The sequence below is a fragment of the Acinetobacter sp. V89_4 genome (assembly GCF_029967875.1).
Lineage (GTDB): Bacteria > Pseudomonadota > Gammaproteobacteria > Pseudomonadales > Moraxellaceae > Acinetobacter > Acinetobacter oleivorans.
The window spans coordinates 338224-352953 of the sequence record NZ_JASCAI010000001.1 but is presented as its reverse complement, the minus strand read 5'-3'; the positions used below and the strand labels follow the sequence as shown (position 1 = coordinate 352953).

11 protein-coding genes are annotated in these 14730 nt (G+C 40.4%); 6 read left to right on the top strand and 5 right to left on the bottom strand.

Annotated elements, in window-relative coordinates:
* The first annotated feature begins 6 nt into the window (after nucleotides 1–6).
* Nucleotides 7–1677, top strand: a complete 1671-nt coding sequence (locus QLG01_RS01655; RefSeq protein WP_282495691.1) for a GMC family oxidoreductase — start codon at nucleotides 7–9, stop codon at nucleotides 1675–1677.
* Between the two features lie 66 nt (nucleotides 1678–1743).
* Here QLG01_RS01655 and QLG01_RS01650 read toward each other — a convergent pair whose 3' ends face one another.
* From QLG01_RS01650 to QLG01_RS01640, 3 genes are all read right to left on the bottom strand, one after another.
* Nucleotides 1744–3942 (bottom strand): OsmC domain/YcaO domain-containing protein, encoded by a 2199-nt coding sequence (locus QLG01_RS01650; protein ID WP_262448734.1) that lies wholly within the window; start codon nucleotides 3940–3942, stop codon nucleotides 1744–1746.
* Nucleotides 3943–4193: 251 nt separating this feature from the next.
* Nucleotides 4194–5474: an OprD family outer membrane porin gene (locus QLG01_RS01645; protein WP_282495690.1), complete on the bottom strand. Its 1281-nt coding sequence runs from the start codon at nucleotides 5472–5474 to the stop codon at nucleotides 4194–4196.
* Between the two features lie 31 nt (nucleotides 5475–5505).
* Nucleotides 5506–6852, bottom strand: coding sequence for an MFS transporter (locus QLG01_RS01640; RefSeq protein ID WP_199988215.1), 1347 nt, complete (start codon nucleotides 6850–6852; stop codon nucleotides 5506–5508).
* Between the two features lie 373 nt (nucleotides 6853–7225).
* Between QLG01_RS01640 and QLG01_RS01635 the strand changes: the two genes are divergently transcribed.
* The 5 genes from QLG01_RS01635 (at nucleotide 7226) to QLG01_RS01615 (ending at nucleotide 13355) form a co-directional block, all read left to right on the top strand.
* Nucleotides 7226–8911 (top strand): arylsulfatase, encoded by a 1686-nt coding sequence (locus tag QLG01_RS01635; protein WP_282495689.1) that lies wholly within the window; start codon nucleotides 7226–7228, stop codon nucleotides 8909–8911.
* A 25-nt stretch (nucleotides 8912–8936) separates the two neighbouring features.
* Nucleotides 8937–9890, top strand: a complete 954-nt coding sequence (locus QLG01_RS01630) for a formylglycine-generating enzyme family protein (protein WP_282495711.1) — start codon at nucleotides 8937–8939, stop codon at nucleotides 9888–9890.
* 12 nt (nucleotides 9891–9902) lie between these two features.
* Nucleotides 9903–11090, top strand: coding sequence for an OprD family outer membrane porin (locus tag QLG01_RS01625; RefSeq protein ID WP_282495688.1), 1188 nt, complete (start codon nucleotides 9903–9905; stop codon nucleotides 11088–11090).
* Between the two features lie 231 nt (nucleotides 11091–11321).
* Nucleotides 11322–12398, top strand: a complete 1077-nt coding sequence (locus QLG01_RS01620) for an aromatic ring-hydroxylating dioxygenase subunit alpha (protein WP_282495687.1) — start codon at nucleotides 11322–11324, stop codon at nucleotides 12396–12398.
* A 12-nt stretch (nucleotides 12399–12410) separates the two neighbouring features.
* Nucleotides 12411–13355, top strand: coding sequence for a PDR/VanB family oxidoreductase (locus tag QLG01_RS01615; protein ID WP_282495686.1), 945 nt, complete (start codon nucleotides 12411–12413; stop codon nucleotides 13353–13355).
* Nucleotides 13356–13396: 41 nt separating this feature from the next.
* Here the strand turns inward: QLG01_RS01615 and QLG01_RS01610 are convergent, their stop codons facing one another.
* Together QLG01_RS01610 and QLG01_RS01605 are read right to left on the bottom strand one after the other, a co-directional pair.
* Nucleotides 13397–14089 (bottom strand): GntR family transcriptional regulator, encoded by a 693-nt coding sequence (locus QLG01_RS01610; RefSeq protein WP_077162611.1) that lies wholly within the window; start codon nucleotides 14087–14089, stop codon nucleotides 13397–13399.
* 123 nt (nucleotides 14090–14212) lie between these two features.
* Nucleotides 14213–14668 (bottom strand): MarR family transcriptional regulator, encoded by a 456-nt coding sequence (locus QLG01_RS01605; protein WP_282495685.1) that lies wholly within the window; start codon nucleotides 14666–14668, stop codon nucleotides 14213–14215.
* Nucleotides 14669–14730 lie beyond the last annotated feature (62 nt).

The window sequence follows — 14730 nt, the reverse complement described above, 5'->3', positions numbered from 1 at the left end:
CTCGGCATGACAACAAACAATTATGACTATGATTACCTCATTATTGGTTCAGGCTTTGGTGGTAGTGTTTCTGCCTGCCGTCTAACCGAAAAGGGCTACTCAGTTGCTGTAATGGAAATGGGGCGACGCTGGGAAGCTAAAGATTTTGCTAAAAATAACTGGAATACCCGTCGTTGGATTTGGCGCCCGGGCATGAAACTTTTCGGTTATTTCAATATGCGTTTTTTTCGCCATGTCACCATTATTTGCGGTAATGCTGTAGGCGGTGGCTCAATCACCTATGCCAATACCTTACTTGTTCCACCTGAACATATTTGGGATGAAGGCACATGGGCAGATGCAGCGGACTGGAAAAAAGAAATGCCACAGCACTATGCTGAAGCAGAACGTATGCTTGGGGTGACGGATAATAAAATTTTCGGTCCTGCCGACCACATGCTAAAAAAAATGGGCGATGCAGTTGGTGTTGGGCATACATTTAAGCCGACGCGCGTTGCAACGTTTTTTCCACCCGAAGGTGAACAAGGCGGCAAGACCTACCCTGACCCGTACTTTAACGGTGAAGGTCCAGACCGCGGAACTTGTACGGCATGTGGCGGCTGTATGACGGGTTGTAAACACAACGCAAAAAATACCTTAGATAAAAACTATTTGTACTTTGCCGAAAAAAATGGCGCCAAGGTTTACGAAGAAACCAAAGTCGTTGATGTTAAACCACTCAATGGTAAAGCCGATGGCAGCGATGGCTATGAAGTTACGACTGAATGTTCAAGCTCATGGTTTAATAAACAACGCCGTACATGGCGTGTTCGAAATGTGATTTTTTCGGCATCGTCTTTGGGTACCCAAGAGATGCTGTTCCGTTTAAAACAGTCTGGTTCTCTGCCAAATATTTCTGATGATTTGGGCAATCGGGTACGTACCAATGCCGAGTCGATTTTAGGCGTTCGTTTTTTTGGTAAAGATGTCGACATGAGTAAAGGTGTTGCCATTGGTTCAAGTATTTACCTTGACCATGACACTCACATTGAAGCGACTCGTTACCAAACTGGTTCAGATGCCATGGGCCTTATGTGTACTTACATGGCTAAAGGCAAACCAGGTTGGACGCGTATTTTCTTTTGGTTATGGGCACTCATTTGCCATCCATTTATTTTCCTTCGCATGAGTAACCCTGTAAGTTTTGCACGTCAAACCTTAATTTTCTTGGTGATGCAAACAGCTGATGCCTCAATTAACATGCGCTTGAAACGTAATTGGTTCTGGCCTTTTGGTAAGGTGTTATCGAGCGAAGGTAAAAAGCTACCTGTGTATATTCCACAGGCCAATGCTTTTACCGAAAAAGTTGCCAAAATGTTTAATGGGCACCCCATGACGACTATTACCGAAATTTTGTTTAACGTGCCTTTTACAGCCCACTGTATGGGTGGTTGTGCAATCGCTTCAAGTGCAGAACGCGGCGTAGTGGATGGACAAAACCGTGTCTTTAACTATAAAAACTTATATGTTGTAGATGGTTCAATGTTAGGTGCAAATTTGGGCGTTAACCCAAGTCTTACCATTACAGCTCTAGCAGAACGCGCAATGTCGTATATTCCGGCTAAACATACTTTGGATGAACAGCAAGATGATACAGTAGATGCAGAAACCATAGAGATCACCAAAGCTTCTGCTTAAACCAGCAAGTTGTTTTATAAAAAAAAGCCTATTTAAAAATAGGCTTTTTTTATTTCGCTTTTTAAATTACATCGCCACGGCTTTAGCACGAGCTGCATGCAATTTTTTATAGCTCTCGATCAGACGTAAATGGCGATCAAGTCCTTCTAGTTTCATGCTTGTTGGTGTTAAACCATAGAAACGAACGCTACCATCGACAGAACCTAATACCGCATCCATTCGTGTATCACCAAACATACGACGGAAGTTAGTCAGATAGTCTTCAAGCTCTAGTTCTTCATCTAGCATCACTTCAAGCACCACGTTCATGCACTGATAGAACAATCCGCGCTCAACGGTGTTGGTGTTATATTGCAAGTAAGTTTCGACAAGCTCTTTTGCTTCTTCAAACTGTTGTAAAGCAACATAAATCAGCAATTTCAACTCTAAGATTGTGAGCTGTCCCCAAACTGTATTGTCATCAAACTCGATGCCAATGAGTGTGGTGATTTCTGTGTAATCGTCTAACTCGCATTCTTCTAAACGCTCAACCAATGCCTCAAGCTGTTCATCATCTAAACGATGCAGATTTAAAATATCTTCACGGAATGAAAGTGCTTTATTGGTGTTGTCCCAAATCAAATCTTCAACGAGATAAATTTCCGAATAATCTGGTACTAAAATACGGCAAGCAGTCGCACCTAAGTGCTCGTACACTGCCATATATACTTCTTTGCCCATCTCTTCGAGAATGCCGAACAATGTTGCAGCTTCTTCTGCATTCGACTCTTCGCCTTCGCCAGAAAAATCCCATTCAACAAAGTCATAGTCAGATTTAGAACTAAAGAAGCGCCAAGAAACCAAACCGCTCGAGTCAATAAAGTGCTCAACAAAGTTGTTTGGTTCAGTGACCGCATTACTTTGGAAAGTCGGTTGTGGTAAATCATTTAAGCCTTCAAAACTACGGCCTTGAAGTAATTCAGTCAGACTACGTTCTAACGCAACTTCAAAACTTGGATGCGCACCGAAAGATGCAAACACACCACCCGTGCGCGGGTTCATTAAAGTCACACACATTACAGGGAACTGACCGCCTAACGATGCATCTTTAACTAATACAGGGAAACCTTGCTCTTCTAAGCCTTTAATACCAGCAACAATACTTGGGTATTTTGCTAATACTTCTTCAGGAACATCCGGAAGTGCAATTTCACCTTCTAAAATTTCACGTTTTACAGCACGTTCAAAAATTTCTGACAAGCATTGAACTTGGGCTTCTGCCAAAGTGTTGCCCGCACTCATACCATTACTTAAGTACAAGTTTTCAATTAAATTGGATGGGAAATATACAACTTCATCGTCAGACTGACGTACAAAAGGTAACGAGCAAATGCCACGCTCTACGTTACCTGAGTTGGTGTCATATAAATGTGTGCCCAGTAGCTCATCATCTGGGTTGTAAATCTCCAGACAGTATTCATCTAAGATTTCTTTAGGTAATTCGCCATTTGGACCCGGTTTAAACCATTTTTCATCTGGATAATGCACAAATTCAGCATTGGCAATTTCTTCACCCCAGAACTGGTCGTTATAGAAGAAGTTACAGTTTAAACGCTCAATAAACTCGCCTAATGCAGACGCTAAAGCACTTTCTTTAGTTGCACCTTTACCATTGGTAAAACACATCGGAGACTGTGCATCACGAATGTGTAACGACCATACATTTGGCACGATATTACGCCAAGACGCGATTTCGATCTTCATGCCCAAATTTGCCAAAATAGCAGACATATTGGCAATCGTTTCTTCTAATGGCAGGTCTTTACCTTGAATATAGGTATGACTTTCTGAAGTTAAGCTTGGCAATAACAATGCTTGCGCATCTGCATCGATGCTTTCCACTTCTTCAATAATAAATTCGGGACCAGTCTGAATGACTTTTTTAACAGTACAACGGTCAATCGAACGTAAAATCCCTTGGCGATCTTTCTCTGAAATATCGGCTGGTAATTCAATTTGAATTTTAAAGGTTTGCTTATAGCGGTTTTCAGGATCAACAATATTATTTTGCGATAAACGAATATTATCGGTTGGGATATCTCGAGCTGCACAATACACTTTTACAAAGTACGCTGCACACAATGCTGACGATGCTAAAAAATAGTCAAATGGGCCCGGTGCCGAACCGTCACCCTTGTAGCGAATTGGTTGATCGGCAATTACCGTAAAGTCATCGAACTTAGCTTCCTGTCGAAGATTGTCGAGATAATTAACCTTGATTTCCATGCTGGCACCTAAATATTTTTATGTGTCAGCACAGACACATAAAATTCTAAATATTGAAAAATAAGCCGAATCACAGCGAAGAAATTGACTTAAAAAAATGAGAGATTAAAGCCATGTGTTTAATGAGAGACTCAATTGGCTTTAATAAGATTGGCGGTATTATAGAGGGATTTTGTGCAGTTGATAACTAAAGTTAAAACATTGCTGCTCACAATGTTTTAACTTGTCTTTAATTTAATAAATATTGAACATTAAAATTTAAAGGTGTAATCGACATTTAACCGCGTTTCATTTGTCGAATGAAATGTCATATTACTTGGCATATCGTTGCGGTAGTGAGAAAAACGGGCTCGCATTCCCAATCCTTTTAGCTTACCTTCAGGAATTTTATAGCCCAAATCAAATTCCATCGACTCCTCTTTAAAACGCTGATCGCCATATTGCAATAAATCAATGTCTTCACCTTTTGCATAGCGAGTCATAAAACGCAGTCCGTTTAATGAAACATCACCTACCCGCGCATTTTTAAAGTCATATTCATAACGAATCGAATAGACTTTTTCGTCTTTATTTGAGTAGTCCGAACTCATAAAATCAAGCACGACTGGACTTTCAGTTCCCGACAAAAATGGCAGACCAGTCGAGCCAAACGACTGCATGTAGCCCAAAGAAACTGTATGGTTTTGATAGTTCAAACCAAATAAGCCACTAATATGTCGGTTATCAACTTCTCCAATTTTTTTGCTTCCAGTTTCTTCGCTATTAAAAAAACGCACGTCGCTTAAAAAATTAAGCTGATCATTTAAAGGTTGTTTGCCGTTAAAACCTAAAAACTGTTGTTGGTAAATGTCTTTCAGTTCAGCATGATAAGCCCGTAGACGATAATCCTTTAACTGATAGCTTCCACCTAATGTATAAAAAGAATCAGTAGTTGCCGCTTTGTCAAAACGATGGTTGATATTGTCTGTTCCAACATCGGTATAACGGATTGAGTCACGTTGACGCACTTCGTCGACATAAAACCATTCGAGTTGAAGGTTTGGAATTTCATTTGAAACAAAGCGGATACCGCGATAAGTCTGAGGGAACAAACGCGCTGGCGATGAAAATATGGTCGGTAATTGTGGAACCAGATCCCCCACAAAAAGCTCATTTTTTCTAAATTTAGCCTTCCCTGTAATGCCGATTTTTCCATAATAATCATCACGTGAGTTATCGGTATTCACTGGTAATAAGCCACTACGCGTATAGTCATCAGCACGGCTTCCCATCAGGTTAAAACCTGCCATTGCCAGTACATCAACACCGAACCCAACCGCACCTTCAGTATAACCAGACTGTCCTTTAAAAATTAAACCCTGCGCCCAATCTCTGGCTGCTGTATAGGGATATGGGTCTTTTTTATAGTCTCGGTCAAAGTAAAAATTACGCAGTGTCAGCTCAGCTTTACTGTCTGCAATAAACTCAGCATGCACAACTTGACTAAATAATGGGCACAAGCATACCCCCACCCATAATGGTGTCTTTTTCATTTTTTATCTCAACTATTTAATTTTTAATGGATTAAGGTGCTGTTTTAAGAGAGTAGTTTTGCTCTTTTTGACTGCGGTAAAAAGCATTGCCCAAACTTAAAATCAGGAAAATAGCCAAAATAAAGACCACACCGTAATAGGCATACAGTGTTGCGGGTGCTATACCTTTATCCAGAAAAATGCCTGCGACCGTTGGCGATAAAATTGCCCCAATTCGTCCAAAACCAATTGCATAGCCCACGCCGCGACTACGAATTTCAGCATCGTAAATTGTTGGAGAAATAGAATATAAACCTGCTACACAGCCATTGATGAGTGTGCCAAGTAATAACCCAACCATGAGTGCAACACTGACTTGAGCGGAGACTGCGACAAATAGGAAAACACATGCCGAGGTTAGCCCTAAAAATAGACTTAAGGCATAGAAAATTTTCATGCGTGATGCTAATAAACCAATAATGGCTGCCCCGAAAATCCCGCCAATACTAATTAAAATGCCAGTACTTACACCTTGGTGTGGCGACATCCCCATTGAAATAAGAATTTTTGGTGTCCAGCTCATCACAAAGTAAAAGCCAAACATCACCAAAAAGAATGCAAACCACAAACAAAACGTTTGAAATCCAAGTTGTCCAGCAAATAATTTGCCCAGTTCACTGCCATTTTGCGTGCTGATTTTTTCATAACGCGGCATAACTGGTAATTCGTTTAGTCCCATACGACTTACAGTTGCATTAATTCGTTCTAGTGCCTGTTTTGGTCGCTTCGCGAGTAAGTAATCTAAAGATTCTGGTAATAACCATGCGCTAATTAGCAGCATTCCAATGGTTGTAATCCCACCTGCTAAAAAGATTGAGCGCCAACCTAAGTGCTCAATCAATGCCAGTGATAGTACCCCGCCCAGTGTCGCGCCAATTCCATAACCGGTAGACATTAAGCTCACAGCAAGACTGCGCCAGCGAGCATTGGCATATTCACTCGCCAATACATTACTACTCGCAAGGATGCCACCCACCCCAATTCCAGTAATAAACCGAAGTGCGGCTAACATGCCGTGGCTTTGTACAAAAGCACAGCCCAGCATGCTAAGACCTGCAATAACAAGACAAACTAAGATGAGTAAACGTCGACCGATTTTATCGGCTAAAGGTGCAAGAAAAATTGAACCGGCAGCCATTCCAAAAAGACCTGAACTGAGTAACAAACCAATTTGTGCGCCTGAAAGTGACCATTCTGCCGAAACAGATGGAGCGGTAAATGCCATTACCATCACGTCAAAGCCATCAATAATATTTAGACAAATACAGATCAAAATGACGAACCATTGGTAACGGCTCATGTTGTTTTGATTGATCTCACTTAGAACGTCTCTTTCCATTTGTGTATCTCCCTTGGATAAGACATACACACGACATTGCTGATATGAGCGATTGGGTGGTTATGCACATCCGTATCCATAATGACCTAGAGGAATATTTGTTTTTTGAGCATCCTGCTCTTTTTCTATACTGAATATTTGGATCCAAAAAATCAACTAAAATTATAAACGGATTATTAAAAAGTATATAAACACATAAATTATATAAGTATAAAATTATTAAAAACATAAAATTAGGATGCTTGAATATTTTTATGGATCCATATTAAAAAATCTATTATGATCGATTCCGGAGCATTTTTTAGCCAAAAAAAGCTCAGTTTATTTCCAGGAAATGCAAGATGCATTTTTAAAACATCAAAGGATTGTTGTTATGAAACTCAAAAGAGTAAGCCAGCTTACATTGGGACTTTTTTTTGCCAGCCAATTGTTTTACACAACGCAAGCAGCACCTCCAAAAAATCAACAACCACCTAATATCATGATTATTTTGGCCGATGATCTTGGATTTTCAGATATTGGTGCTTATGGTGGCGAAATTAAAACTCCTCATATTGATAGTTTGTTAAAGCAAGGAAAAATGCTTTTTAATTTTCATGCTTCATCAATGTGTTCACCTACTCGTGCACAGCTTATGACAGGTGCAGATAACCACTTGGTAGGTTTAGGTGCCATGTATGAAACGTCAAAACGACAAGAAAAATTGGTTGGCGCCGATAGTCCGCGCGCACTACTCAAAATTGATGGATATTCAGGTCACTTAACTCAAAATGCGTATACACTCGCAGAGATTTTAAAGACTAAAGATTATTACACTTTCATGGTCGGTAAATGGCACTTAGGCTATGCTCCCGACCAAAACCCTAAAGCTCGTGGTTTTGATCAATCTTTTGCTCTACTCAATGGCTTCGATTTACACTTTAAAGACCAACCTAAAAACTATCCGCGCAACACCCAATACACTGAAAATGGTCAAAAGACCACTTTACCTGACAACTACTACTCGACCGACTTTTTTACACAAAAAGCGTTTGAGTACTTAGACAAAAATAAAGCGCAAAAACCATTTTTTGCTTACTTAGCCTATACCGCTCCACATTGGCCGATACAGGCACCCGCTCATTACAGAGACTTATATAAAGGTAAATACGATCAAGGCTACGATGCAATTCGTAAGCAACGCTTTGAGAGACAAAAGCAACTAGGATTAATTCCTGCAAATGCAGAATACCCAGTCGAACGTGGCAATCAAGCTTTAGGCACCAAAAGCTGGAATGAACTTACACCACAAGAGCGCAAATACGAAGCGCGCAAAATGGAAGTTTATGCGGGCATGGTTACCCAGTTAGACGACCGCGTGGGTGATGTCATTCAATATCTTAAAAAGCATCATTTATATGACAATACTTTGATTGTGTTTATGTCAGATAACGGCGCTGAGGGTGGTGATCATAATTTCCCAATGGGTGATGCCGACAATCGCTATGAAAATATAGGCAACGCCAGCTCATATGTTTATATGGGACCACGATGGGCCGAAGTCAGCAGTACGCCATTCACTTACTGGAAATCAGCCGCCTCAGAAGGTGGAGTTCGAGTTCCATTCATTGTTAAATCACCTGTGCAAGTTTCTAAACAACATGGAATTAACAATAACTTTGCGACAGTCAGAGATATATTCCCAACTGTGATGGAGCTAGCTGGTATTCAAAATAATCAGGTTTATCCAACTTCAAGCACCAAAATTAAACCATCTGGTTTTAGTCTGATCCCTGCGTTTAAAGATAATACTGCCCGTATTCGTCCTGTTAATTATTATGACTTTAAAGAACTACATGGCAGCCGCTACGCTAAAACTGACGAATGGAAACTTGTTGAAAACTCACCTTCTAAATTTAAGAGTCATGGCTGGGAACTCTACAATTTAAAAACAGATTTTAATGAGCAACATAATGTTTATGCAGAACATCCTGAAATAGTCAAAGTCTTAAATGACAAATATTTAAGATATGCCGATGAAAACGGCGTTGTGGATTTTGAGCAATACAACAAAAAGTAGAGAAAACCAGATGAAACAAATCATAATTCTTTCATCTTTCCTCTTACTTTGTGCATGCCAAAAAACTACACCTCGACTAGAACAAAATCCTTTGCCCGACCTAGGCACTAAAGCTAAATGTTCTTCCTATTCAGGCCTTCCTTCGGGATGGCCTAACAATAAAGAAGCAGGCATGGTCAAGCTTTCGCAAGGAAAAATTGTTTTAGGCACCACACAAGGTTATGAAGATGAACGCCCATTAAACTTACAGGCAACTTCAGTTCCCGCTTTTTTAATTGATGCAACTGAAGTCACCAACGCTCAATTTCAAGAGTTTGTTAAACAAACGGGTTATGTCACCGATGCAGAGAAGCAAGGCGGCGCAGCTATGTTTGTACAGCCAGATCATCCAGTTGAAGAATTACAGTGGTGGAAGTTTGAAAAAGGGGCCAATTGGAAACATCCATGGGGCCCAAACAACCCTAAACAACCTGCGCCTCATGAGCCTGTTCGCATGGTGACATGGAATGATGCCTATGCTTATGCGAACTGGCTAGGTCATGACTTACCGACTGAGCTTGAGTGGGAATATGCAGCCAAAGGTTTTCAACAAAATTCCGATATTGGCCCGACCCACGAAGGCCATATTGTAGCCAATTTCTGGCAAGGCGAATTTCCTTATAAAAACATTCAGGAAGATGGTTTTAAGGATGTTGCCCCTGTTGGTTGTTTTAGTAAAAACCCATTTGGCTTATACGACTTGATTGGCAATGTATGGGAATGGACGCAAACACCCTACACAGGACCAAGAGATCATCATATGGGAGATCCATCGAAATATCGGCAAAGTCACGAACAGATTTTGCAATACACGATTAAAGGTGGGTCTTATTTATGCGCTACCAACTATTGCGCGCGTTATCGTGCTGCCGCGAGGCATCCACAGGAACTCGACCTTGCAACTAGCCATGTCGGATTTAGAACAGTAAAACGCTTTTAAACGGATTTAAAAATGAAGCATATTTTTATTTATGGGATTTTCTTCTCAGGGATACCCCTTGCCTGCTGTTTAGCTCATAGTGAAGCAGATGTTAATTTTCAAAATACACTCACACTCAAAACATTTAACTTCGACAGACAATATGAAAATGGCATTAGCCCCGATACTCATAGCTTGAGCCAAGGCTTAATTTATCGTGGCGACTGGTCAACCAAACTTAATGAGGTTCAACTACACCTCAATCCAAGCATCCAATATGCTTATCGCCTAAGTAACGACCAACACACCAATGATATGGTCATACCCTTTGACCCTAACACCAAGAAACAAGCGCAAGACCAAGTTAAATATGGATTAGGTGCTGGAGTTGAATATCAAAACTTTCGCATGAATGTAGGTGAAATCACTCCCGATTCACCACTTACACCACAAGTGGATACACATCAATTACGGGTGAACTATAAAGGCTTGGAATTAAAATATAAGACACCACAACAAAATTTCGAGCTAGGTTTGATTAACCGTTATTCGCCAAAAAATGAGGAGGACTACCACAAACTTGCCATCTCAAAACATGAATCTGATGGGCTTTACTTTTTCCAGTGGGATGGGAAAACGCCTCAATATCATTGGAAATTTTATAATGGTTATTTAACAGATCTCATCAATCAAAGTTACTTTGCTTTTGATTATCAATGGACAAAACAGCACACTACAAAATTACGTGTGTTTCGCCACGATGATGTCGGCAAATCAAAACTTGGAGAATATGACAATACATCCGTAGGCGCTATGCATTTTATCAAACATGGCAACTTTACAACTGGAATTGGCTATCAAGAAAACTTTGGCAAAGATGGTATTCCAAAACTCGACAATATGCCCATCCCCCATATGGTGAACTGGACCTTAGGTGCGTTTACCAAAGCAGATGAAAAGTCGTATCATTTCGTTGCCTCGTATGACTTTAAAGACTATATCAAGGGTCTAAAAGTGACCTATAAATATATTTATGGCGATTCATTTCAAACCATGAATCAAAATGATTTTGAGCAAGAAAGTGATGTGTTGATTCAGTACGACCTAAATGCTTGGATTAAAAATCTTAAGTTTCTGTTCTTAAATATTAATTACGATACCAAACATGGCAAAAGTCTAGATGAACAGCGCATGATGCTTCACTACACGGTTAATTTCTAACTCTCACTCTCCATAATGGCTTAACCACGGCCATTATGGATCCAAATTAAGATGAATGAAAATTTAGCCTCTAAAATTCAAAGTAAATACAAAAGTCTTTAATAGCAATTAAAAATCTACAAAAAACCAAACCTAAAGATCAATATTTTTTAAAAAATATACTGCTTATCAATTGACCAATATTTTTATTTATTATAAATTGGATCCAATAAGTGATAAGGAGTCGTCACAATGTTTATTAAAAATGCTTGGTATGTTGCCTGCCGTCCAGAAGAAATCCAAGACAAACCATTAGGTCGCACCATCTGTGGTGAAAAAATTGTTTTTTACCGTGGCAAAGAAAATCAAGTTGCAGCCGTTGAAGATTTTTGTCCCCATCGCGGTGCCCCGCTTTCACTTGGCTATGTAGAAGATGGCAACCTTGTGTGTGGCTATCATGGCTTAGTTATGGGCTGTGACGGAAAGACCGTCTCAATGCCAGCTCAACGTGTAAACGGTTTCCCTTGCAACAAAGCATATGCAGTTGTCGAAAAGTTCGGTTTTATTTGGATATGGCCAGGCGAGAAAGCTTTAGCAGATGAAGCAAAACTGCCAACTTTAGAATGGGCAGATCATCCTGAATGGAGCTATGGCGGAGGCTTGTTTCACATTCAGTGCGACTATCGCCTAATGATCGACAACCTAATGGATTTAACCCACGAAACCTATGTTCACTCAAGCAGTATTGGGCAAAAAGAAATTGATGAATCATTACCAGTCACTAAAGTTGATGGTGATCATGTCATTACCGAACGCTACATGGAAAATGTGATTGCACCTCCATTTTGGCAAATGGCGCTTCGCGGTAATCACTTGGCGGATAATGTACCTGTTGACCGTTGGCAACGTTGCCACTTCTTTGCGCCAAGTAATGTCCACATTGAAGTAGGTGTAGCGCATGCTGGACATGGTGGTTATCACGCACCAAAAGACAAAAAAGTTTCCTCAATCGTGGTCGATTTTATTACGCCAGAAACCGAAACCTCGCACTGGTATTTCTGGGGAATGGCACGTAACTTCCAACCTGACAATGCTGAACTCACCGATCAAATTCGTGAAGGCCAAGGCAAAATCTTTACTGAAGATTTAGAAATGCTTGAGCAACAGCAGCAAAATATTTTAAACAATCCACATCGCAAGTTACTCATGCTCAACATCGACGCAGGCGGTGTACAGTCTCGTAAGGTGATTGAGCGACTACTTGCCGAAGAAAATAAAACACCTCCTGAAACGTCCGCTCAGAAGTTCCCAAACATTCGGATTATTTAAAGGAGTATAAACATGGACGTTATTATTCAGAAAATTCACCAGCTCACCCCAACCATTCGTGCTTTTGAGTTGGTCGCGGCAAATGGCACAGCGCTACCGAATTTTGAGGCAGGTGCACATATTGATGTGCATCTTAAAAACGGTCTCACCCGCCAATATTCACTTTCAAACTGCTGCACTGAAAAGCATCGCTATGTGATTGGTGTTTTACATGATGCCAATTCACGCGGTGGTTCACGTTGCATCCACACTGAATATCGTGAAGGCGATCATTTAAAGATTGGTGAACCACGTAATTTATTTGAGATTCACCCTCAGACAAAACAGGCAGTTTTATTTGCAGGTGGTATTGGTATTACCCCTATTTTATCGATGGCGTATCGACTTAAGTCGGCCAATATTCCTTTCGAATTGCACTACTTTGTTCGTAGTCATGAAATGATTGCTTTCTATGGCAACTTAACCGAGCACTTTGGTGACCAAGTTCATTTTCATATTCAAGATCAGCCAGATACCGAATGTAATATGGCAGAGGTTTTAGGCCAAGCTTCACCTGATAAACACTTATATGTATGTGGACCAACAGGGTTTATGCAGTTTGTCATGAGCTCGGCTGAACAAACAGATTGGCATAGCGAACAGTTACATCAAGAGCATTTTGTCGCTCAAAAGATAGATAAGTCCAACGATGAAGCTTTTACCATTGAAGTTAAAGGTACGGGCCGTCGAATTGAAGTATTACCAGAGCAGACTGCTACTGAGGCATTAATTGCAAATGGTTTTGATATTCCTGTTTCGTGTGAACAAGGTATTTGCGGGACCTGTATTACCCGCGTAGTAGAAGGCACGCCTGATCATCGAGATATGTTTATGACCGATGAGGAACATGCTTTGAACGACCAATTTACACCCTGCTGTTCTCGTGCAAAAACTAAAAATCTTGTGATTGAGCTTTAATTCTTGAGTTCCTTTATTCAGAAATAAAGGAACATTTCACCTTAAGCGCTGAGAACATTTCTTAGCGTTTCACCCAAAATCACCACGCTACTGTGCTCACGCATTAAAGTCTCAGCACGCCCTGCCTGACGATGTACCAACGCATCGAAAATCGAACAATGCTGCAAATGTGCATAGTGCAAACGGCGATATTCTGACAAAGCTTGGTTCTGGTCATAGGTAATGGCTTGGGCAGAAGCCATTGGTAATTGATTGTTTTTCGCTAAGGCTTGTATGAGGGCAACGTTTTGTGCGCCCTCAATAATCGTGTCATGAAAGATGACGTTAAAATGGTGATAACGTTCTAGTTCAGCATCGCCAAACTCGTCTTTATCATTAAATAGTTTTTCAGTTTCTTGAATGCAATGTTGCAGCGTCTTTTTCTGCTCTTCGCTTAAGCCTTGTTCTGCCAAAGTTTTCGCAGCCAACCCTTCGAGCACACCACGCACTTCAAGCGCATCATGAACAAGTTGTTCTGAAATTTCACGAACCGTGTAACCACGAGTTGGGTTTTTAATGAGGAGGCCTTCTTGCTCGAGCAAGCGAAAGGCAATACGAACAGGCTGCCTTGAAACACCAAGTAACTCGGCAGTCGGAATTTCGGCAATTCTGGCACCGCCTTCAAGTTCCCCTGAAATAATCATTTTTCTTAGTTTAAGTAAAACTTGTTGTCCTGAAGACATTCGCTGCCACACATCACCAAAAACGTCACTTCGATGCTAGCAAGTTCATTTGCAAAATGAAATAAATTTTCTGTGTGAATCAGTGCTTAAGCATTTCTGTAGTTTTTAATAAATTAATTTACAAACTACCTTTCATCAAAGGTTTTTAAGATTATTGACCATAATATCGAGATTATTACGGATTAAATAAGCCAAGTTAATATCAATGCCTTCAAGCATTTTTTCTTCGACTTTTAAAACCACTTCATTACATTTATTTAGCTTTTCAATACCGCTTTCAGTCAGGGTAATTAAAATACGGCGGCCATGTGTTGGATCTGGTTTTTTCTCAATCCAGCCATTGACCAGTAAATCTTGCAAAATTTTGTTGGCCGATTGCGGCTTAATGAAAGACCGCTCAGCGAGCTTAGCATTGGATACATTACTTTTTGAAGCTAAAACAGAAAGCGCAGTAAATTGCGGCAAGGTAATCTCAAGCTCTTTTAAATGTTCTGTTAAATGTTTACTAATAATTCGGTCAACACGAGCAATCATGTAACTTAACTTAGACTCATCTTCTACTTTTTTTTGAACTGAATTCGAACGTACCATAACCTTTCAATCATCATAAGAAAATCTGTAGTGAAAGTATGAGGCACTACCCCCATACTTTC

Coding starts and splice junctions, on each gene's coding strand:
- QLG01_RS01655 (WP_282495691.1), top strand. CDS start 7: ATGACAACAAACAATTATGACTATGATTACCTCATTATTGGTTCAGGC.
- QLG01_RS01650 (WP_262448734.1), bottom strand. CDS start 3,942: ATGGAAATCAAGGTTAATTATCTCGACAATCTTCGACAGGAAGCTAAG.
- QLG01_RS01645 (WP_282495690.1), bottom strand. CDS start 5,474: ATGAAAAAGACACCATTATGGGTGGGGGTATGCTTGTGCCCATTATTT.
- QLG01_RS01640 (WP_199988215.1), bottom strand. CDS start 6,852: ATGGAAAGAGACGTTCTAAGTGAGATCAATCAAAACAACATGAGCCGT.
- QLG01_RS01635 (WP_282495689.1), top strand. CDS start 7,226: ATGAAACTCAAAAGAGTAAGCCAGCTTACATTGGGACTTTTTTTTGCC.
- QLG01_RS01625 (WP_282495688.1), top strand. CDS start 9,903: ATGAAGCATATTTTTATTTATGGGATTTTCTTCTCAGGGATACCCCTT.
- QLG01_RS01620 (WP_282495687.1), top strand. CDS start 11,322: ATGTTTATTAAAAATGCTTGGTATGTTGCCTGCCGTCCAGAAGAAATC.
- QLG01_RS01615 (WP_282495686.1), top strand. CDS start 12,411: ATGGACGTTATTATTCAGAAAATTCACCAGCTCACCCCAACCATTCGT.
- QLG01_RS01605 (WP_282495685.1), bottom strand. CDS start 14,668: ATGGTACGTTCGAATTCAGTTCAAAAAAAAGTAGAAGATGAGTCTAAG.